Here is a 19,179-nt window from a genome sequence, read left to right as displayed (position 1 = left end):
TCCACGCGCTCCTCCAGCAAGGCGCGGCGGAAATCGGCGAGGCCTTGGGCGGCCTCGGCCGGGCTGGCGAAGCCGGGGTAGCGCGCCCAGAGCCGGTCCGCCGCGTCCTCGCGCAGGCAGGTGTCGAGCAGGCCGGCGAGAAAGCCGGCCTCGGCGAGGCGCGGGGTGAAAAGCCGCGCGAAGATCGGCGCGTGGGCCAGGCGCAACTCGGCCGAGGCGGGGGTGATGGCGCCCGGCTCGAAGAGCGCCGGATCATGCGGCGCATCGAGCAGCTGGGCGCGGAAGCGGCGCCAGGCGGCCGAGCCGAGGTTCCAGCCGAGCCCCAGCAGCATCGCCACCCCCGCCAAAGGCCCGCCAGCCGCCGCGGGCAGCAGGGGCGCGGCGGCCCGCAGCAGCGAGGCGAGGGGGCCGTCGCGCCCGGTCAGCGTCGCGGCCGCGGTCTGGAGCGCGGCGGGATCGGCCTGGCCGCCGAGGGCGCGGGCCGCGCCCAGCGCCTGCTCGGCCTGGTCCAGCCAGCTGTCCGCCTGGGCGGAGATGACGCCGGCGGGCAGGGCGGGGCCGAAGCGCTGGACCAGGAGGCGGGCGACGGCGAGATGGCGCTCCAGGCTGGCCATGGCCTCGGCGATGCGGGAGGGCTGGCCGGCCTGGGCGGCGGCGTCGCGGGCGGCGGCCTCGCTGCTGCGCAGCACCTCGTTGGCGCGATGCTGGCCCTCCAGCGCATCGCCTAGGCGCCTGGCGGCCTGGGCCTCGGGCGTGGTGGAGCGGGCGCCGAAGTAGAAACCGAAGACGCCGGCGATGATGCCGTTCACATAGCCGGCGATGGCGTCGTTCAGCGCGAGCGTCTGGCTGAAGAGGAGCAGCGGCAGGCCGATCACCCCCACGATCAAAGCGAGCACGGCGCGCACCGTGCCCTCGGGCAAGGCGAGGGGCAGGTCGCGCAGGGCGGCGATCTGCTCGGGGGTGGTGGCGGGGTCGCGCAGCAGCAGGAAGCAGCGCGAGGCGAGCCACCAGAGGAAGACCGCGAAGCCGATGCCGACCAGGAAGACCAGCAACGCGGCAAGACTGCCCGGGGCCGCGAGCAAGGCTTCGGGGCTCAGCCCCGCCATCCGTGCCGCGAACAGCGTCAGCACGCAGGCCAGTCCGGAGAGGAGGATTTTCGCGGGGGTGGCGAGGACGTTGGGCAAGGGAGGCCTCCGGGCTGGGAGGCCTTTATGTTCTTATTTTGTTCTAGTTTGCAAGAAAAATCAGGAAGTAAATCCTAGGCATTGCCTCCTGAAAGTGGGCGCGGGGGACATTGCCCCCGCATTTTCCCCTCAGGCGCTCTGCTTCTTCAGAAGACCCTGCCGGTGCAGTTCCTCGGCGATCTGCACGGCGTTGAGCGCCGCACCCTTGCGCAGGTTGTCGGCCACGCACCAGAAGGCCAGGCCATGCGGCACGGTCGGGTCCTTGCGCAGGCGCGAGACGAAGACCTCGTCGTCGCCGGCCGCGTCCAGCGGGGTGATGTATCCGCCGTCCTCGCGCTTGTCGAAGACCGAGATGCCCGGCGCCTTCTTAAGCGCCACCAAAGCCTGGGCCACGGAGATCGGGCTCTCGAACTCGACATGGATCGCCTCGGCATGACCGATGAAGACGGGCACGCGCACGCAGGTGGCGATGACCTGGATGTCGGGATCGAGAATCTTGCGCGTCTCGACCGACATCTTCCACTCCTCCTTCGTGGCGCCGTCCTCCACGAACTTGTCGATATGGGGGATGACGTTGAAGGCGATGGGCTTGGTGAACTGCTCGATCGTGGGCTGATCGTGCACGAAGCTGCCCTTGGTCTGGTTGAAGAGCTCGTCCATGCCCTCCTTCCCCGCGCCCGAGACGGACTGATAGGTCGAGACCACGACGCGCTTGATCTTCGCGATGTCGTGCAGCGGCTTGAGCGCGACCACCATCTGGATGGTGCTGCAATTGGGGTTGGCGATGATGTTGCGCTTGCGGAAGCGGGCCAGGGCCTGGGGGTTCACCTCGGGCACCACCAGCGGCACGCCCGGCTCCATGCGGAACTCGCTGGTGTTGTCGATGACCACGCAGCCCTGCTCGGCGGCGCGCGGCGCATGGATGGCCGAGACGGCCGCCGCCGGGCTGAACAGCGCGATATCCGTGCCGGTGAAGTCAAAGGTCTCGAGGTTGCGGATCTTCAGCACCTCGTCGTCGCCGAAGCTCACCAGCTGGCCGACGGAGCGGAAGGAGGCGAGGGCGATCACCTCCGAGACGGGGAATTTCCGCTCGGCCAGGATCTTCAGCAGCTCGCGGCCCACCGCCCCGGTGGCACCCACGATCGCGACCCGATAGGCCATGGCAACATCTCCTGAAGGACAGGGGCGGCTTTACGCCCTCGGGCTCAACCCCGTCCAGCGACGGAGGTTCTTGATAGATCGTGGCAATGCCGCCATGTTCGCAAGGCCGGCGCCCTGCCGGCCCAAATCGGGAGAATTCGTCATGGCCTGGAAAAAGCCCCGCATCGTCGAAGTGTCGCTGGCCCTCGAGATCAACAGCTACGCCTGCGCCGAGATCGGCTGAGGCGCCGCCCGGGCTCCCGAGCCCGGGCCCCATCCTATGTTGCGCGCGATCGTGCTGGGCGCGGGGGCCGGAGGTGGCTTCCCGCAATGGAATTCCGCCGGCCCGGGTTGCCGGCGCGCGCGCGCCGGCAATGCCATGGCCAAGCCGCGCAGCCAGGCCTCGCTGGCCGTGAGCGCGGATGGCGAGAACTGGGTGGTGGTCAACGCCTCGCCCGACCTGCGCCAGCAGATCGCCGCCACCCCGGCGCTGCATCCCCGCCCCGAACCGCTGCGCAACTCGCCCATCGCGGCCGTGGTGCTGACGGGCGCCGAGGTCGATACCTTGGCCGGGCTGCTGACCCTGCGCGAGCGCGAGCCCTTCCGGCTCTTCGCGGCGGCGCCGGGGCTGGCGGTGCTGGCGGAAAACCCCATCTTCCGGGCGCTGAATCCCGATTTCGTGACGCGCGAGGAGATGGCGCTGAACGCCCCCTTCACCCCCGCGCCCGGCCTGACCTTCGAGGCCTATCCGGTGCCGGGAAAGGTGCCGCTCTTCGCCGAGACCGGCGCGGATCCGGGCGTGGTCGAGGACGGCGAGGCGGTGGGCCTTGCGATTTCCGCCGGCGGCGCGACGCTGCACTATATCCCCGGCTGCGCGATGATGACGCCCGCGCTGTCGGATCGCCTGCGCGGCGCGGAATGCGTGATGTTCGACGGCACGCTCTTCACCGATGACGAGATGATCGCGGCCGGCGCCGGGCCCAAGACCGGCCGCCGCATGGGCCATATGCCGATCGCCGGGCCGGGCGGTTCGCTGGAGTCCTTCGCGGGGCTCGGCGTGCGGCGCCGCATCTACGTCCATCTCAACAACACGAACCCCGCCTTGCTGGAGGACAGCCCCGAGCGCGCGCATCTCGCCGCGCAAGGCTGGGCCGTCGCCGAGGACGGGATGGAGATCACCTTGTGACTTTGCTCAGCCCCGGGGAACTGGAAGCGGAACTGCGCGCGATCGGCGCCCAGCGCTATCACATCCTCCATCCCTTCCACCGGCTGCTGCACACGGGGAAGCTGAGCAAGGCGCAGGTCCAGGCCTGGGCGCTGAACCGCTATTATTACCAGGCGAGCATTCCCGCGAAGGACGCCTCGCTGCTGGCGCGCCTGCCCACCACCGATCTGCGCCGCGAATGGCGCCGCCGCATCGAGGACCATGACGGCGACGGCTCCGCGCCGGGCGGCGTCGAGCGCTGGCTGGTGCTGACCGACAGCCTCGGTCTCGATCGCGACTACGTCGTCTCGCTCACGGGGCTGCTGCCGGGCACCCGCTATGCCGTGGACGCCTATGTCCATTTCGTGCGCGAGCGCAGCGTGCTGGAGGCCATCGCCTCCTCGCTGACGGAGATGTTCTCGCCCAACATCATCCAGGAGCGCGTCGCCGGCATGCTGCGCGGCTACGACTTCGTGAGCGAGGAGACGCTCGCCTATTTCACGCCGCGCCTCACCCAGGCGCCGCAGGACGTGGATTTCGCGCTCGGCTATGTGAAGCAGCATGCCAATACGCGCGAGAAGCAGGAGCTCTGCCTCGCCGCGCTGCGCTTCAAATGCGACCTGCTCTGGGCGCAGCTCGACGCGCTGCACTTCGCTTATGTGGCGCCCGGCCTGCCGCCGCCCGGTGCCTGGCGGCCGTGATTCCGAAGTTTGCCCCCGGCGTCCGCCTGCACGAGGACAAGGCCCGCTCGCGCTGGATCGTGATGGCGCCGGAACGGATGTTCATCCCCGACGACACCGGCCTGGAAGTCCTGCGCCTCGTGGACGGCGTGCGCGACGAGGCCGCCATCGTGGCCCTGCTCGCGGAAAAATTCGCGGCTCCGGCCGAGGAGATCGGCGCCGATGTCGCCGAGATGCTGCGCGACCTCATCGCCAAGGGCGCGCTGCGGGAATGAGCGCGATCGAGCCGCCGCTGGCCCTGCTCGCGGAGCTCACGCATCGCTGCCCGCTGCGCTGTCCCTATTGCTCCAACCCCGTGGAACTGGCCCGCGCGCGGGAGGAGCTGTCGACGGAGGAATGGGCGCGCGTCTTCCGCGAGGCGGCGGCGCTGGGCTGCCTGCAGCTCCACCTCTCCGGCGGCGAGCCCACCGCGCGGCGTGACATCGTCGAGATCACGGCCGCCGCCCGCGCGGCCGGGCTCTACAGCAACCTCATCACCGCCGGCGTGCTGCTGGATGCGCGGCTGATGGCGCGCCTCGTCGAGGCCGGGCTCGACCATGTGCAGCTCTCCGTCCAGGACGCCGACGAGGCCGGGGCCGAACGCATCGGCGGAATGCGCGGGGCCCAGGAGAAGAAGCGCCAGGCGGCCGCGCTGGTGCGCGCCTCGGGCCTGCCGCTCACGCTCAATGCCGTGGTGCACCGGCAGAACTTGCACAACCTGCCGCAGCTGATCGGGATCGCGCTGGATTGGGGGGCACAGCGGCTCGAGGTCGCGCATGTGCAGTATTACGGCTGGGCCTTGGCCAATCGCGACGCGCTGCTGCCCACGCGCGAACAGCTCGACGACGCGACGCGCATCGTGGACGCCGCGCGGGCCGCGCATCGCGGGCGGCTCGTCATCGACTACGTCGTGCCGGATTACCACGCGGCAAGGCCCAAGGCCTGCATGGGCGGCTGGGGGCGGCGCTTCCTGGCCGTCTCGCCGATGGGCGAGGTGCTGCCCTGCCATGCCGCGAAATCCATTACGGGGATGCGCTTTCCCAATATCCGGGACAACTCGCTGGAAGCCGCCTGGACCGGGAGCGACGCCTTCAACGCGTATCGCGGCACCGCCTGGATGCCCAAGCCCTGCCAGGGCTGCGCCCATGCCGAGCGCGACTGGGGCGGCTGCCGCTGCCAGGCCTTCGCGCTGACCGGCGACGCCGCCAAGACCGATCCGGCCTGCGCGCTCTCGCCCGATCACGGGCTGCTGGCCGCCGCCGTGGCCGAAGCCGGCGAGACCCGGTTCCGCTACCGCGAATTCTCCTGACGGCGTGCGAACTCCGGGCTTGCAAGCCTGAAGTTTTCGTCATTCCATCCTGCCGCATGCCCTGAGGGCAGCAGGGAGAAAATACATGTCCATGAAACGCCTTCTGCTCGGCATGGTCGCGGCGCTGATCGCCGGTCCGGCCCTCGCGCAACAAGCCGCCCCCGCCGTTCCCGGATGGGCCGTGGGCCGCCCTGAAGGCTCCGCCCTAGCGCCGCACGGACCGACGCTGACGGTGACACCGGTCGAGCGCCTGCCGGTGGCCGCGCTCCGCCTGCCGCAGGGCTTCTCCGCGGCCGTCTTCGCGCATGGCATTCCCGGCGCGCGCGCCATGGCGGAAGGGCCGAACGGCACCATCTTCGCCGGCAGCCGCGTGATCGGCCGCGTCTATGCCATCACCCGCAATCCCGACGGCACCACGCGCACGCGCGTCATCGCGCAGGGGCTGAACAACCCCAACGGTATCGTGATGGTGGGCAACAACCTCTTCGTGCTCGCGCTGAACCGGGTGCTGCGCTTCGACAACATCGAGGCCAATCTCGACAACGTCCCCGCGCCGGTGGAGCTGACCCAGGCCTTCGGCCTGCCGGGCGAGGCCGATCACGGCGGCAACCATTTCTGGAAGGTCGCGTCGCTCGGCCCGGACGGGCGGATCTACACGAACGTCGGAGCGCCCTGCAACATCTGCAGCATCGACCGCGAGCGCTTCGCGCTGCTGGTCTCCTTCAATCCCGATGGCAGCGACCGGCGCATCGAGGCGCGCGGCGTGCGCAACAGCGTGGGCCTCGCGCATCACCCCGTGACGCGGGAGCTCTGGGCCACCAACCACGGCCGCGACTGGGCCGGCAACGACGTGCCGAACGACACGCTCATCCGCGTCCGCCGCGCCGGCGAGGACCACGGCTATCCTTTCTGCGTCGGCAGCTGGGCCGATCCTCAGGAGAATGCCGGGCGCAACTGCAGCGAATTCGCGCAGCCGGCCGCTTTGCTCGGCGGCCATGTCGCGCCGCTGGGGATGCGCTTCTACACCGGCACCATGTTCCCCGAGCAGTATCGCAACCAGATCTTCATCGCCCGCCGCGGCTCGTGGAACCGGGAGCGGCTGAGCGGCTATGACGTGGCGGTCGCCAAGCTCGACGCGCAGGGCAATGTCACGAGCGTCGAGCCCTTCATGACCGGCCTGCTGGATGAGGCCAATCAGCGCTTCCTCGGCCGCCCGGCCGATGTCCAGGTGCTGCGCGACGGATCGATGCTCGTCGCGGACGAGCAGATGGGTGCCATCTACCGCATCACCTATCGCCAGTGAGGCTTCTTGCACTGGTGGCGGCGGCCGTCCTGGCCGCCGCCACGCCTGAGTCCGCGCTGGCGCAGGATGCCCGGCGCGGCGCCGAGCTCGCCGCCCAGAGCTGCGTGGCCTGCCACGGTGAGAACGGTCGCAGCCAGACGGAGGACATTCCCTCCCTCGCCGGGCAGCCGGCGGATTTCATCACGCTGCAGATGATCCTGTTCCGCGAGGGCATCCGGCAGGTGCCGCCGATGAACGATTTCGCGGCCAATATGCCCGATCGCGACATCGAGGACCTTGCCGCCTTCTTCGCCAGCCTGCGACCCGGCCCGCCGGAGGATCGCCGCGCGCGCGACGCGGCGCTCTTCGCCGCCGGCCAGGCGCTCATCGGGCCGCGCAATTGCGGCGTGTGCCATGTCGCGGACTTCGGCGGCCGGGCGCAGATTCCGCGCATCGCCGCCCAGCGCGAGGAATTCCTGGCCCGCTCGATGATCGAGTACCGGGAAGGCCGGCGCGCCGGCGCCGACACGCAGATGAACGGCGCGGTCGTCGGGCTTTCCAACGCCGATATCGCGGCCATCGCGCATTACCTGGCGCAGCAGGACTGAGTCCTGGTCCTGAGGCGGGTGCTGCGCTGCGGGAAGGCGAGTTGAGCCGCCGCGGCACCCGGTCTATCCCTGCTGCCCATGGATTCCCTGATCCCCCAGACCGCCGGTCCGCTCGCGGTTTATCGCGCCCGCGTCGCCGAGGGCGCCCTGCGCGCGGACCCCGCCCAGGCCCATGCCGCCGAGATCCTGCAGACGCTCTGGCGCAACCTGCGCGGCTATGATCCCAAGCCCACCGCGCCGGAGCCGCGCGGCTTCCTCGGCAAGCTCTTCGGCGGCAAGCGCGGCTCGGGCGACCTCGCGGCGCCCGAGGGCGCGCCGGAGGGGCTGTATCTCGTCGGCGCCGTCGGCCGGGGGAAGTCCATGCTGATGGATCTTTTCTTCGACACGGCCGAGGTCGCGCGCAAGCGGCGCATCCACTTCCACGCCTTCATGCAGGAGGCGCACGGGCGCATCCACGCCTGGCGCCGCGCCAATCCCGGCGCCGACGACCCCATTCCCCCGCTCGCCGACCAGATCGCCGGCGAGGCCTCGCTGCTCTGCTTCGACGAATTCCAGGTCCATGACATCACCGATGCGATGATCCTGGGCCGCCTCTTCGAGGCGCTCTTCGCCCGTGGCGTGGTGATGGTGGCGACCAGCAACACCGCCCCGCAGGACCTCTTCAAGGGCAAGCCCGGCCGGGATGCCTTCCTGCCCTTCATCGCGCTGATCCAGTCGCGGGTGGAGGTGCTCTATCTGGAATCCGCCCAGGACTACCGGCGCGAGCGCATCCGCGGCCTGCCCACCTGGCATTTCCCGGTGAACGGCCGTTCGGAGCGCGAGCTGGACGCGGCCTTCCTGGAGCTGACGGGCGCCCGCCACGGCGAGCCGGCCAGCCTGCAGGTGCTGGGCCGCGCCGTCCCGGTGGGGGAGGCGGCGCGCGGCGTGGCGCGGACCTCCTTTGATGACCTCTGCGGCCGCCCGCTCGGCCCGGCCGACTATCTCGCCATCGCCACGCATTTCCACACCCTGGTGCTGGACGGCATCCCGCGACTCGGGCCGGACAACTTCGACAAGGCGCGGCGCTTCATCACGCTGATCGACGCGCTCTACGAGCATCGCTGCAAGCTGGTGGCCTCGGCGGAGGCCGGACCGGACCTTCTTTATGCGCAGGGAGAGAACGCCGCGATGTTCGAACGCACCGCCTCGCGCCTCATGGAAATGCAGAGCCAGGACTATTTGGGGTTGCCTCACCTAGCCTGACGTAATACGCCGTAACACAAGTGTCGCGTCTGTCGCGCATCCGGGTCGCGTGTGTTGCGTGATTTTCAGGCCGGCGGAAGGGGAATCGGGGGATTCATGCGGAAACTGATCGGGGGCCTTTTGGGCCTGTGCTTGTTGGCGGCTCTCGCGCCGGTGGAGGCTTCGGCCCGCACGGACGCCAGGACGACGGCTCAGTCCTCCAGCCAATCCCGACCGGCTTCCGGCCGGCAGGCCGCCCGTCCTGCTGCTGCACGCCCCACCGCCGCCAGGCCTGCCGCGGCGCGCTCCACCACCGCCTCTGCAACGCGCGCCGGTAACCGTGGTCGCGCCACCGCCGCACGTTCTTCTTCGCCGTCGCGCCATGCCACGGCCCAGCGGTCCGGTCGCGGCCGTGACGCCCGCGGCAACCGCGCCGTGAACAGCCGCGTGGCCGCCGCCGTGCCCTATGGCCGCTATGCCGCCACCACGCAGGTTCGCGGCGTGCGGACCGCCATGGCCTCCTGCTCCGTGCGCAACGGCCGCCGCAACTGCACCACCACCGCCTCGCGCGGCGGCGGCGATCTGATGCGCTGGACCGGTGGCCTCACCCCGGCCGCGATGAGCCAGTCCGCCTGCCCGGATGGCACGATCGCCACCATGGCCGTTGGCCACAACGACATCACGCGCTGCGTTCCGCTCTAGGCAACGCGCGTCGGGGCGGCGCTGCGCCGCCCTGACGAATATGCCGCACGCCTCCGATGCGCTGGGCCTCGTTCCGGCGATCTGAGGGGCCGTCCGATGCGCCGCCCTGCCGGCCGCCGCGCCCCTGTTCCTCCGACCGACAATCCGAGCCGCCCCTGGCTGACCGGCCCTCTCTCTTTGGGGCGGTCGCCGCGCGGCCGCATTTCCGCTGGCCAGGCCGCTTCGATTCCGCTCGGTATTCGGCTGGGCTGAATAGTCGTTCGGGCCCGAATCGCGACGCCTTGCCCGGTTGGCGGCGCGGGAGTAACTCTCCCGCGTTCGCAAGGCATTCAGGGAACCCCCATGGCCCGTAGCAAGATCGCCCTCATCGGCGCCGGTAATATTGGCGGCACGCTCGCCCATCTCATCGGCCTGAAGGAGCTGGGCGACGTCGTCATGTTCGACGTCTTCGGCGGTGTCGCCGCCGGCAAGGCGCTGGACATCATGCAGTCCAGCCCCGTCGACGGCTTCGACAGCGCCATGTCGGGCGGTTCCGACTATGCCGCCATCAAGGACGCGGACGTCATCATCGTCACCGCCGGCTTCCCGCGCATGCCGGGCATGAGCCGCGACGACCTGCTGACCAAGAACGCCGGCGTGATGGGCCAGGTCGCGGAGGGCATCAAGACCTACGCGCCGAACGCCTTCGTGATCTGCATCACGAACCCGCTCGACGTCATGGTCTGGGCGCTGCAGCAGAAGTCGGGCCTGCCCGCCCATAAGGTCGTCGGCATGGCCGGCGTGCTGGACAGCAGCCGCTTCCGCCTGTTCCTCGCCGAAGAGTTCGGCGTTTCCGTAGAGGACGTGACGGCCTTCGTGCTGGGCGGCCACGGCGACACCATGGTGCCGCTGACGCGCTACTCGACCGTTGCCGGCATCCCCGTCCCCGACCTGATCAAGATGGGCTGGACGACGCAGGAGAAGATCGACGCGATCGTGAACCGCACCGCCAATGGCGGCGGCGAGATCGTGAAGCTGCTCGAGCGCGGCTCGGCCTTCTACGCCCCCGCCGCCTCGGCCGTCGCGATGGCCGAGTCCTATCTGAAGGACAAGAAGCGCGTCCTGCCCTGCGCCGTGATGCTGAACGGCGAATACGGCATGAAGGACTTCTATGTCGGCGTGCCGGTCGTCATCGGCGCCGGCGGCGTGGAGAAGATCGTCGAGGTCGAATTCCTCCCCGAGGAGAAGGCCGCCTTCGACAAGTCCTGCGACGCCGTGAAGAAGCTCATCGCCGACTTCAAGGCGCTGGGAGTCTGAGACAAGCCATGCGGCTTGCCGTGATCGCTGATGTTCACGGCAACCGCCTGGCTCTGGCGGCGGTGCTGGCCGCCGTATCGCGCGCCGCGCCCGACCTTCTGGTCGAGCTCGGCGATGCGGTGTCCGGCCCGCTCTGGCCGGCCGAAAGCTTCGACATGCTGGCGAATTGCGGCTCGGTCGCCGCCCTTCGCGGCAACCACGATCGCTGGGTGGCCTTCGACGCGCCCGAGACGCTCGGCGCGACCGACGTCTTCACCCGCTCCCGCCTCGACGCGGCCCAGCGCGAGGCGCTCGGCGCCCGCCCGGAGAGCTGGCGGGCGGATGGCATCCTGGCCATGCATGCCCTGCCCGACGATGATCTTGCCTATGTGATGCATGAGGCGACCGAGCACGGGATCCGTGAACGTCGCCCCGCCGAGGTCGCGGCCCTGCTGCCCGCGCCGGCCGGCGAGACCCTCGTGCTCACCGCCCATACCCACCGCGCCCGGCTCATGCGCCTGCCCGACGGGCGGACGATCGTGAACCCCGGGTCGGTCGGGCAGCCCGCCTATAAGGACTTCACCCCCTTCTTCCACCGCATGGAAGCCGGCACGCCGCACGCCCGATGGGCCCTGCTGGAGCGTCGTGGAACGGAGTGGCAGGTGCAGTTCAACGCCGAGGAATACGACTGGGACGCCGCCTCCGCCGAGGCGTTCCGCAACGGCCGGGCCGACTGGTCGCAGTCGCTGGCCACTGGCACTATGGATTGAGCTTGAGGATCCCCCACCCATGAACATCCACGAATATCAGGCGAAGGAGCTGCTGCGCCGCTACGGCGTTGCGGTTCTCGAAGGACATGTGGCCTGGACGGCCGCCGAGGCCGAGGAGGCAGCGAAGAAGCTGCCCGGGCCCGTCTATGTGGTGAAGTCGCAGATCCATGCGGGCGGCCGCGGCGCCGGCCGCTTCGCCGAGGATCCGAACGGCAAGGGCGGCGTCCGCGTCGTGAAGTCGATCGCCGATGCCAAGGCCGCCGCCGAGGCGATGATCGGCAAGACGCTGGTCACCAAGCAGACGGGCGAGGCCGGCAAGGTCGTCAGCCGCGTCTATGTCGAGGACGGCTGCGACATCAAGCGCGAGCTGTATCTCGGCCTGCTGATCGACCGCGAGACCTCGCGCCTCACCGTCATGGCCTCCACCGAGGGCGGCATGGAGATCGAGGAGGTGGCCGAGAACCACCCCGAGAAGATCCTCAAGGTCGCGATCGACCCGGCTTCGGGCCTCTTCCCCTACCATGCCCGTAAGCTCGCCTTCGGCCTCGGCCTCGAGGGCAAGCAGGTCGCCAGCTTCGTGAAGTTCGTGACGTCGCTCTACGGCGCCTTCCTCGAGCTCGACTGCGCCATCGTCGAGATCAACCCGCTGGTCGTGACCGGCGCGGGCGACATCGTGGCGCTGGACGCCAAGGTCTCCTTCGACGACAGCGCGCTGTTCCGCCACAAGGACCTCGAGGCCCTGCGCGACGACAGCGAGATGGACCCCAAGGAGCTGGACGCCGTCAACCACGAGCTGAACTACGTGGCGCTCGACGGCGAGATCGGCTGCATGGTGAACGGCGCGGGCCTGGCCATGGCGACGATGGACATCATCAAGCTCTACGGCTCGTCCCCGGCGAACTTCCTCGATGTGGGCGGCACCGCGGATGCGGCGCGCGTCACCGAGGCGTTCCGGATCATCACCTCGGACGTGAATGTGAAGGCGATCCTGGTCAACATCTTCGGCGGCATCGCCAAGTGCGACATGATCGCCACCGGCATCGTGGAAGCCAGCAAGAACCTCAAGCTGAGCGTGCCGCTGATCGTTCGCCTCGAGGGCACCAATGTCGAGCTGGGCAAGAAGATCCTGGCCGAGAGCGGGCTGACCATCACCTCGGCCGACAACCTCGCCGACGCCGCCCAAAAGGCCGTCGCTGCCGTGAAGGGGGCCTGAACCATGGCCATTCTCATCGACAAGAACACGAAGGTGATGACCCAGGGCTTCACCGGAGCCCAGGGCACCTTCCACGCCAGCCAGGGCATCGCCTATGGCTCCAACTATGTGGGCGGCGTGACGCCGGGCAAGGGCGGCACGATGCACCCCTCGCTCAACCTGCCCGTCTTCAACACGGTCATCGAGTGCCGCGAGAAGACCGGCGCCAACGCCTCGGTCATCTACGTGCCCGCGGCCTTCGCGGCCGACTCCATCCTGGAGGCGATCGACGCCGAGGTCCCGCTGATCATCTGCATCACCGAGGGCATCCCCGTCCTCGACATGGTGAAGGTGAAGCGCGCGCTGGATGGTTCGGAGTCGATCCTGGTCGGGCCGAACTGCCCGGGCGTCATCACGCCGGATGCCTGCAAGATCGGCATCATGCCCGGCCACATCCATCGCCGCGGTTCGGTCGGCATCGTGTCCCGCTCGGGCACGCTGACCTATGAGGCGGTGGCGCAGACCACGGCGGCCGGCCTCGGCCAGTCCACCTGCGTGGGCATCGGCGGCGACCCCGTGAAGGGCATGGACTTCATCGACGTGCTCGAGCTGTTCATGGCCGACGAGGAGACGAAGTCGCTGATCATGATCGGCGAGATCGGCGGCCAGTCCGAGATCCTCGCGGCCGAGTTCCTCAAGAGCGAGAATTTCGGCCCCGGCAAGCCCAACAAGCCCGTCGTCGGCTTCATCGCCGGCGCCACGGCCCCTCCGGGCCGCCGCATGGGCCATGCCGGCGCGGTCATCTCGGGCGGCCAGGACACGGCCGCGGCGAAGATGGAAGCGATGGCAGCCGCCGGCATCCATGTCGCCGACAGCCCGGCCTCGCTGGGCTCGACCATGGTCCGGGCCCTGAAGGGCTAAGGCCGAAGGGCTGATCTGCTTCGGGCGGGGAACACTTTCCCGCCCGAAGGCTCATATTGTTTTCACAATCGGGCCGATATGGTCCGAAGATAGCATTCTCATCCGCGCAAATGCGGAACGGAGCGAAGAAAATGGCCGGAGTGGACATCCTCGCTGGGGCGATGAACGGGGCGAACGCCGCGTATCTCGCCGACACCTATGCCAGGTGGATCGAGGATCCCACGAAGGTGGATCCCTCCTTCGCCGAGCTCTTCGGCGCCCTGAACGACGACGCCCGCTCCGTGCTGACGGATGCGATGGGCGCATCCTGGGCCCCGCGCCCGCGCGGCGGCTTCGCGCCCGCGGAAGAGGTGAAGCCCGCGCCCAAGGGCGCCCCGGCCGCCAAGGCCGCCGCCGCCGATCCGGAGGCCACGCGCCGCTCGGTGCTCGACAGCATCCGCGCGCTGATGCTCATCCGCTCCTACCGCGTGCGCGGCCATCTGGAAGCGCAGCTCGACCCGCTGGGTCTGCAGGTCACGCCCGCCCATCCCGAGCTTTCGCCCAAGTTCTGGGGCTTCGAGGAGGCCGATCTCGACCGGCCGATCTTCATCGACAACGTCCTCGGCCTCGAGACGGCGACGATCCGCCAGATCATGGAGCGCCTGCGGGCCACCTATTGCGGCCATATCGGCGTCGAGTTCATGCACATCCAGGATCCGGACCAGAAGTCCTGGATCCAGCAGCGTATCGAGGGCGCCCCCTGGGCCGGCAGCTTCGACGCCGCCGAGAAGCGCAAGCTCCTGAGCCAACTCACCGAGGCCGAGGGCTTCGAGGCCTTCTGCGCGAAGAAGTATGTCGGCACCAAGCGCTTCGGCCTGGAGGGCGGCGAGAGCACCATCCCCGCCGTGCTGGCCACCATCGAGACGGGCGCGGGCCAGGGCGTGAACGAGGTCGTCATCGGCATGGCCCATCGCGGCCGGCTGAACGTGCTCGTGAACGTGGTGAAGAAGCCCTTCATGCAGGTCTTCTCCGAGTTCAAGGGCTCCAGCTTCAAGCCGGACGACGTCCAGGGCTCGGGCGACGTGAAGTACCATCTGGGCACCTCCACCGACATCGAGATCAACGGCAAGACCGTCCACCTCTCGCTGCAGCCCAACCCCTCGCATCTCGAGGCGGTGAACCCCGTCGTGGCCGGCAAGGTCCGCGCGCGGCAGGACCAGGCGGGCGATACCAAGACGCGCACCAGCGTCATGGGCATCCTGCTGCACGGCGACGCGGCCTTCGCGGGCCAGGGCCTGGTCTATGAGACGCTGGCGATGAGCCAGCTCATCGGCTACCGCACCGGCGGCACGATCCACATCGTGACCAACAACCAGATCGGCTTCACCACCGTTCCGCTGCACGCCTATTCGGGCCTTTACTGCACGGACGTGGCCAAGTCGGTCCAGGCGCCGATCCTGCACGTGAACGGCGACGATCCCGAGGCGGTGGTGTGGTGCGCGCGGCTCTGCACCGAGTTCCGCATGCGCTTCCAGGCGGATGTCGTGCTCGACATCGTCTGCTACCGCCGCCATGGCCATAACGAGGGCGACGAGCCCGCCTTCACCCAGCCCGTGATGTACAACCGCATCCGGCAAATGAAGACCACGCGCACCCTCTATGCCGATCGTCTCGCCGCGGAGGGCAGCCTCAAGGCCGAGGACGCCGCGGCGATCCAGGACGGCTTCTTCGCCAAGCTGGAGGACGCCTTCCAGGCCGCCGCCAGCTTCAAGCCCAACAAGGCCGACTGGCTGGAAGGCCACTGGTCCGGCCTCAAGGCCATCGGCAATGGCGAGGGCGCGGAGCAGCTGCACGAGACCGCCGTGGCGCTCGACACGCTGCGCGAGGTGGGCGGCGCGCTCTGCCGCGTGCCGGCCGATTTCGGCGCCAACCCGAAGATCACCCGCCAGCTCGAAGCCAAGAAGAACGCGATCGAGGGCGGCGAGGGCATCGACTGGGCGACCGGCGAGGCGCTCGCCTTCGGCACCCTGCTGCTGGAAGGCCATCGCGTCCGCCTCTCGGGCGAGGACGTGCAGCGCGGCACCTTCAGCCAGCGCCATGCCGTGCTGGTCGATCAGGCGAGCCAGACGGAATACGTGCCACTGAACAACATCAAGGAGGGCCAGGCCAAGTTCGAGGCCTTCAACTCCCTGCTGGCCGAGTTCGGCGTGCTGGGCTTCGACTACGGCTACTCGCTCGCCGACCCCAAGACCCTGGTGCTGTGGGAGGCGCAGTTCGGCGATTTCGCCAACGGCGCGCAGGTCATCATCGACCAGTTCATCGCTTCGGGCGAGACGAAGTGGCTGCGCATGTCGGGCCTCGTGATGCTGCTGCCGCACGGCCAGGAAGGGCAGGGGCCGGAGCACTCCTCCGCCCGCCTGGAGCGCTATCTGCAGCTTTGCGCCGAGCGCAACATCCGGGTCTGCAACTTCACGACCCCGGCCAACTACTTCCACGCCCTGCGCCGCCAGCTGAAGGCCAATTACCGCAAGCCGCTCGTCATCATGACGCCGAAGAGCCTGCTGCGGCACAAGCTGGCCATCAGCAGCCTCGCCGAATTCGGCCCCGGCAGCGCCTTCCGCTACGTGATCCCAGAGGTCGAGGCGATCGCCCCGGAGGAGAAGGTGAAGCGCGTCGTCCTCTGCACCGGCAAAGTCTATTACGACCTGCTGCAGGAGCGGCAGGCCAAGGGCATCACGGATGTGGCGCTGATCCGCCTGGAGCAGATCTACCCCTTCCCGGAAAAGAGCCTTGCCCAGGCCCTGGCGCCCTACAAGAATGCCGAGGTGGTGTGGTGCCAGGAGGAGCCGGAGAACAACGGCGCCTGGAACTTCGTCGACCGGCGGATCGAGGGCGTGCTCAAGACGCTCGACATCAAGGCCAAGCGGCCGGACTACGTGGGCCGCGACGCGGCGGCGAGCCCGGCCACCGGTCTCGCCAAGGTGTATCAGGCCCAGCAGGACGCGCTGGTCCGGAGCGCCCTTGGCCTCTGAGTGAAAAAGCCGGGACGTCGGCCGGTTCCGGCTGACGTTCCATCCCCATCTGGACTACAACCCGGCCAGGAATAGAGCGAAGACCATGGCAACCGATATCCTCGTGCCCACCCTGGGCGAAAGCGTCAGCACCGCGACCGTGGCGCGTTGGCTCAAGCAGGCCGGAGAGGCCGTGGCGGCCGACGAGCCGCTGGTCGAACTCGAGACCGACAAGGTCACCGTCGAGGTGCCCGCGCCGGTCGCCGGCGTGCTGGAGGCGATCACCGCCCAGCAGGGCGCCGAGGTCGAGCCCGGCGCATTGCTCGGCAGCATCGCGGCCGGCTCGGGCGCCGCCGCGGCCAAGCCCGCCGCCGCGTCCACGGCCGCCGCCAAGCCGCCCGGCACCGGTGCCGGCTCGGTCGCCGCCTCCGAGGACAAGAGCGCCGCTCCCGCCTCGGCTCCGGCGCCGCTGCCCGCCGCGGCCAAGCTGATGGCCGAGAACAACGTGACCGCCGCGCAGATCGGCGCCGGCACGGCCAAGGACGGCCGCGTCGCCAAGGGCGACGTGCTCGACTTCCTCAGCCGCCCGGCCGCCGCGCCGGCCGCCGCCGCCCCCAAGGTCGAGCGCGCGCTCGACACGGGCGAGGAGCGCGTGAAGATGACGCGCCTGCGCGCCACCATCGCGCGCCGCCTGAAGGAGGCGCAGAACACCGCCGCCATGCTCACCACCTTCAACGAGGTGGATATGGGCGCGGTGATGGCGATGCGCGCCGAGTACAAGGACCAGTTCGAGAAGCGCCACGGCGTGAAGCTCGGCTTCATGTCCTTCTTCGTCTCGGCCTGCGTGGCCGCGCTGAAGGAATTCCCGGCGGTGAACGCCGAGATCGAGGGCAGCGATACCGTCATCTACCGCAAGGCCGTCCATATGGGCATCGCGGTGGGCGGGCCCTCGGGCCTCGTCGTGCCGGTGCTGCGCAACGCCGACGGCATGGGCTTCGCCGAGATCGAGAAGCGCATCGGCGACTTCGGCAAGCGCGTCCGTGACGGCCAGCTGAAGCTTGAGGAGATGGCGGGCGGCAGCTTCACCATCACCAATGGCGGCATCTACGGCTCGCTGATGTCCACGCCCATTCTGAACCCGCCGCAGTCGGGCATCCTGGGCATGCACAAGATCCAGGAGCGGCCGATGGCTGTCGGTGGCAAGATCGAGATCCGCCCGATGATGTACCTGGCGCTGTCCTACGATCACCGGATCGTGGATGGGAAGGAGGCCGTCTCCTTCCTCGTCCGCGTGAAGGAAGCGATCGAGGATCCCCGCCGCCTCATGCTGGGCGTCTGAGATGCGCTCACGTGAAGGTCAGCTCAGCGACAACCGCCCCATCTCGCGCACGCGCGTCGAGAAGGAGAAGCAGCTTCGTGACCTCAAGGAAGTGCTCGCGGGGATGAAGGCGCATGCGACGCCGGCCCTGCGGGATTCCGTGAAGACGAAGATCAAGGAACTGGAGGCGGAGCTCGCGGCTCCGCCGCCGCCGCCGCGCGACCGCAGGCCGCCGCGCCGCGAGTTCTGAGACCCGGCATAAGCTGAAGGCAAACGCCCTGGATCCCCGCGGTCCAGGGCGTTTTGCTGTTCAGAGCCGGGTCATCAGCCACCCTCCCGCAAGGACCGCCACGCACCAGGTTCCGAGCGGCTGCGCCCGTTTCAGGGCGAAGCCGGCGATCCCGGCCAGTCCGGACGCCACCGCCAGCAGCAGCAGGGCCGGAAGCGCGCCGAGCCAGGCGCCCAGGGCGAAGGCCAACCGCAGATCGCCGCCGCCCAGGCGCCAGCGCGCATCGTCCCGCGGCAGAAGTCGCCGCAGGGTCCAGAAAGGCAGGGCCGCGACGAGCCCCGAGACCAGGGCGATCGCGAGACCCATCCAGCCGCCCTTCAGCACCGCGCTCAGCAGCGCGAGCGCGACGAGCGCCGCCATCCATCGCCAGGGCAGGCGATGGCGGCGGAAGTCGGTGACGGCGAGGACGGCGAGCACCGCCGCCGTCATCCCATCCACGGCGCTCACGCCCATCAGAAGCCGCCGACCTGTACCCGGACCGTTGCTCCCGGATTCGTGGGAAGCAGCGGCAGTCCGGGGAAGGTCAGGCCGAAGGCCGTGATATCGAGCGTCACCCTGACATCGACCTGCGTCGTGCCGATCGGCGTTGCGGTGACGGTCCGTATCCTGGCGAGGCCACCATAGGAATTGAGCATGTTGGTGGCCGCCGTCAGTGCCAGCGATTGCCGCTCCGCGGTGGTAAGACCCGCCACCGCGGCGCGCGCGCCCTCGCTCGCGGCCTGGGCCGCGACGATCCGTGCTCCGAACTGAATGCCGAAGGCGATGATGCTGAACACGAGCAGGATCAGCACCGTGGCCGTGAGCGCAAACTCGACGGCCACGGCGCCTTCTTCAGCTGGGTTCCGCCCCCTGTGCCGGATCGTGTTCAGGCGCCAGCCAGAGCGGTTGAGATTCGGCCAAGCAGACCATTCAGGTTGGTGCCGACCAAAGTCGCGGCTGTGACGATCGCGACGGCGATCAGCCCGGCGATCAGGCCGTACTCCACCGCGGAGGCGCCGTCTTCGTCTTTCCAGAGGCTCTTCAGAATGGTGATCATGATTTTTATCCTTCCTATT

At 69.2% G+C, this 19,179-nt stretch carries 21 protein-coding genes; 16 read left to right on the top strand and 5 right to left on the bottom strand.

From position 1 onward, the window contains the following. Positions 1–1,184, bottom strand: a 1,184-nt coding sequence (locus tag ACO057_RS15000) for a hypothetical protein (protein ID WP_421993129.1), incomplete at its 3' end; no start/stop codon positions are given. A gap of 129 nt (positions 1,185–1,313) precedes the next feature. Continuing rightward, positions 1,314–2,345 (bottom strand): aspartate-semialdehyde dehydrogenase, encoded by a 1,032-nt coding sequence (locus ACO057_RS14995; RefSeq protein WP_421993127.1) that lies wholly within the window; start codon positions 2,343–2,345, stop codon positions 1,314–1,316. 94 nt (positions 2,346–2,439) lie between these two features. On the opposite strand from ACO057_RS14995, the gene pqqA reads away from it, so the two are divergent. From pqqA to ACO057_RS14915, 16 genes are all read left to right on the top strand, one after another. Beyond that, positions 2,440–2,568 carry a pyrroloquinoline quinone precursor peptide PqqA gene (gene pqqA / locus ACO057_RS14990; RefSeq protein WP_421993125.1) on the top strand — a complete coding sequence of 43 codons (129 nt, stop codon included), beginning with the start codon at positions 2,440–2,442 and terminating at the stop codon, positions 2,566–2,568. Between the two features lie 36 nt (positions 2,569–2,604). Further along, the gene (gene pqqB, locus ACO057_RS14985) at positions 2,605–3,510 is read left to right on the top strand and encodes a pyrroloquinoline quinone biosynthesis protein PqqB (RefSeq protein ID WP_421993123.1); all 906 of its coding nucleotides are present in this window, start codon (positions 2,605–2,607) and stop codon (positions 3,508–3,510) included. Next, positions 3,507–4,229: a pyrroloquinoline-quinone synthase PqqC gene (gene pqqC / locus ACO057_RS14980; RefSeq protein WP_421993121.1), complete on the top strand. Its 723-nt coding sequence runs from the start codon at positions 3,507–3,509 to the stop codon at positions 4,227–4,229. Before pqqB ends, pqqC begins: the two co-directional genes overlap by 4 nt. Beyond that, the gene (gene pqqD / locus ACO057_RS14975; protein ID WP_421993119.1) at positions 4,226–4,483 is read left to right on the top strand and encodes a pyrroloquinoline quinone biosynthesis peptide chaperone PqqD; all 258 of its coding nucleotides are present in this window, start codon (positions 4,226–4,228) and stop codon (positions 4,481–4,483) included. Before pqqC ends, pqqD begins: the two co-directional genes overlap by 4 nt. Further along, positions 4,480–5,556 (top strand): pyrroloquinoline quinone biosynthesis protein PqqE, encoded by a 1,077-nt coding sequence (gene pqqE, locus ACO057_RS14970; protein ID WP_421993117.1) that lies wholly within the window; start codon positions 4,480–4,482, stop codon positions 5,554–5,556. Before pqqD ends, pqqE begins: the two co-directional genes overlap by 4 nt. Before the next feature lie 85 nt (positions 5,557–5,641). Then, the gene (locus ACO057_RS14965; RefSeq protein ID WP_421993115.1) at positions 5,642–6,859 is read left to right on the top strand and encodes a PQQ-dependent sugar dehydrogenase; all 1,218 of its coding nucleotides are present in this window, start codon (positions 5,642–5,644) and stop codon (positions 6,857–6,859) included. Further along, complete coding sequence (locus tag ACO057_RS14960; RefSeq protein WP_421993113.1) at positions 6,856–7,446, top strand: c-type cytochrome; 591 nt, start codon at positions 6,856–6,858, stop codon at positions 7,444–7,446. Before ACO057_RS14965 ends, ACO057_RS14960 begins: the two co-directional genes overlap by 4 nt. A 78-nt stretch (positions 7,447–7,524) precedes the next feature. After that, entirely contained in the window at positions 7,525–8,688 is a 1,164-nt protein-coding gene (gene zapE, locus ACO057_RS14955; RefSeq protein WP_421993111.1) for a cell division protein ZapE, read from the top strand. Positions 8,689–9,102: 414 nt separating this feature from the next. Then, the gene (locus ACO057_RS14950; RefSeq protein ID WP_421993109.1) at positions 9,103–9,369 is read left to right on the top strand and encodes a hypothetical protein; all 267 of its coding nucleotides are present in this window, start codon (positions 9,103–9,105) and stop codon (positions 9,367–9,369) included. A 342-nt stretch (positions 9,370–9,711) separates the two neighbouring features. Further along, positions 9,712–10,665 (top strand): malate dehydrogenase, encoded by a 954-nt coding sequence (gene mdh, locus ACO057_RS14945; RefSeq protein ID WP_421993107.1) that lies wholly within the window; start codon positions 9,712–9,714, stop codon positions 10,663–10,665. 20 nt (positions 10,666–10,685) lie between these two features. After that, positions 10,686–11,414: a metallophosphoesterase family protein gene (locus ACO057_RS14940; protein WP_421993105.1), complete on the top strand. Its 729-nt coding sequence runs from the start codon at positions 10,686–10,688 to the stop codon at positions 11,412–11,414. A 19-nt stretch (positions 11,415–11,433) separates the two neighbouring features. Further along, on the top strand, positions 11,434–12,627 hold the full coding sequence (gene sucC / locus ACO057_RS14935; RefSeq protein WP_421993103.1) for an ADP-forming succinate--CoA ligase subunit beta: 1,194 nt from the start codon (positions 11,434–11,436) through the stop codon (positions 12,625–12,627). Positions 12,628–12,630: 3 nt separating this feature from the next. After that, positions 12,631–13,527, top strand: a complete 897-nt coding sequence (gene sucD, locus ACO057_RS14930; protein ID WP_421993101.1) for a succinate--CoA ligase subunit alpha — start codon at positions 12,631–12,633, stop codon at positions 13,525–13,527. 131 nt (positions 13,528–13,658) lie between these two features. Beyond that, on the top strand, positions 13,659–16,538 hold the full coding sequence (locus ACO057_RS14925; RefSeq protein WP_421993099.1) for a 2-oxoglutarate dehydrogenase E1 component: 2,880 nt from the start codon (positions 13,659–13,661) through the stop codon (positions 16,536–16,538). 85 nt (positions 16,539–16,623) lie between these two features. Next, positions 16,624–17,856: a 2-oxoglutarate dehydrogenase complex dihydrolipoyllysine-residue succinyltransferase gene (gene odhB, locus ACO057_RS14920; RefSeq protein ID WP_421993097.1), complete on the top strand. Its 1,233-nt coding sequence runs from the start codon at positions 16,624–16,626 to the stop codon at positions 17,854–17,856. Position 17,857: 1 nt separating this feature from the next. Beyond that, complete coding sequence (locus tag ACO057_RS14915; RefSeq protein WP_421993095.1) at positions 17,858–18,085, top strand: hypothetical protein; 228 nt, start codon at positions 17,858–17,860, stop codon at positions 18,083–18,085. A 60-nt stretch (positions 18,086–18,145) separates the two neighbouring features. Here ACO057_RS14915 and ACO057_RS14910 read toward each other — a convergent pair whose 3' ends face one another. The 3 genes from ACO057_RS14910 to ACO057_RS14900 are packed head-to-tail and all read right to left on the bottom strand — an operon-like array spanning position 18,146 to position 19,160. Continuing rightward, positions 18,146–18,571: a prepilin peptidase gene (locus ACO057_RS14910; protein WP_421993093.1), complete on the bottom strand. Its 426-nt coding sequence runs from the start codon at positions 18,569–18,571 to the stop codon at positions 18,146–18,148. A 5-nt stretch (positions 18,572–18,576) separates the two neighbouring features. Beyond that, positions 18,577–18,945, bottom strand: coding sequence for a TadE/TadG family type IV pilus assembly protein (locus ACO057_RS14905; protein WP_421993091.1), 369 nt, complete (start codon positions 18,943–18,945; stop codon positions 18,577–18,579). Between the two features lie 44 nt (positions 18,946–18,989). Beyond that, complete coding sequence (locus ACO057_RS14900; RefSeq protein WP_421993089.1) at positions 18,990–19,160, bottom strand: Flp family type IVb pilin; 171 nt, start codon at positions 19,158–19,160, stop codon at positions 18,990–18,992. Positions 19,161–19,179 lie beyond the last annotated feature (19 nt).

The organism is Roseococcus sp. (genome assembly GCF_965227005.1).
Lineage (GTDB): Bacteria > Pseudomonadota > Alphaproteobacteria > Acetobacterales > Acetobacteraceae > Roseococcus.
Note: the sequence above shows the minus strand (reverse complement) of the source record. Positions and strands in the feature narration are given on the sequence as shown.

Bases quoted from the DNA above. Each gene is read 5' to 3' on its own strand.
- zapE (WP_421993111.1), top strand. From the start codon at position 7,525: ATGGATTCCCTGATCCCCCAGACCGCCGGTCCGCTCGCGGTTTATCGC.
- ACO057_RS14965 (WP_421993115.1), top strand. From the start codon at position 5,642: ATGTCCATGAAACGCCTTCTGCTCGGCATGGTCGCGGCGCTGATCGCC.
- sucC (WP_421993103.1), top strand. From the start codon at position 11,434: ATGAACATCCACGAATATCAGGCGAAGGAGCTGCTGCGCCGCTACGGC.
- sucD (WP_421993101.1), top strand. From the start codon at position 12,631: ATGGCCATTCTCATCGACAAGAACACGAAGGTGATGACCCAGGGCTTC.
- ACO057_RS14995 (WP_421993127.1), bottom strand. From the start codon at position 2,345: ATGGCCTATCGGGTCGCGATCGTGGGTGCCACCGGGGCGGTGGGCCGC.
- pqqA (WP_421993125.1), top strand. From the start codon at position 2,440: ATGTTCGCAAGGCCGGCGCCCTGCCGGCCCAAATCGGGAGAATTCGTC.
- ACO057_RS14900 (WP_421993089.1), bottom strand. From the start codon at position 19,160: ATGATCACCATTCTGAAGAGCCTCTGGAAAGACGAAGACGGCGCCTCC.
- ACO057_RS14925 (WP_421993099.1), top strand. From the start codon at position 13,659: ATGGCCGGAGTGGACATCCTCGCTGGGGCGATGAACGGGGCGAACGCC.
- ACO057_RS14915 (WP_421993095.1), top strand. From the start codon at position 17,858: ATGCGCTCACGTGAAGGTCAGCTCAGCGACAACCGCCCCATCTCGCGC.
- pqqE (WP_421993117.1), top strand. From the start codon at position 4,480: ATGAGCGCGATCGAGCCGCCGCTGGCCCTGCTCGCGGAGCTCACGCAT.
- odhB (WP_421993097.1), top strand. From the start codon at position 16,624: ATGGCAACCGATATCCTCGTGCCCACCCTGGGCGAAAGCGTCAGCACC.
- mdh (WP_421993107.1), top strand. From the start codon at position 9,712: ATGGCCCGTAGCAAGATCGCCCTCATCGGCGCCGGTAATATTGGCGGC.
- pqqB (WP_421993123.1), top strand. From the start codon at position 2,605: ATGTTGCGCGCGATCGTGCTGGGCGCGGGGGCCGGAGGTGGCTTCCCG.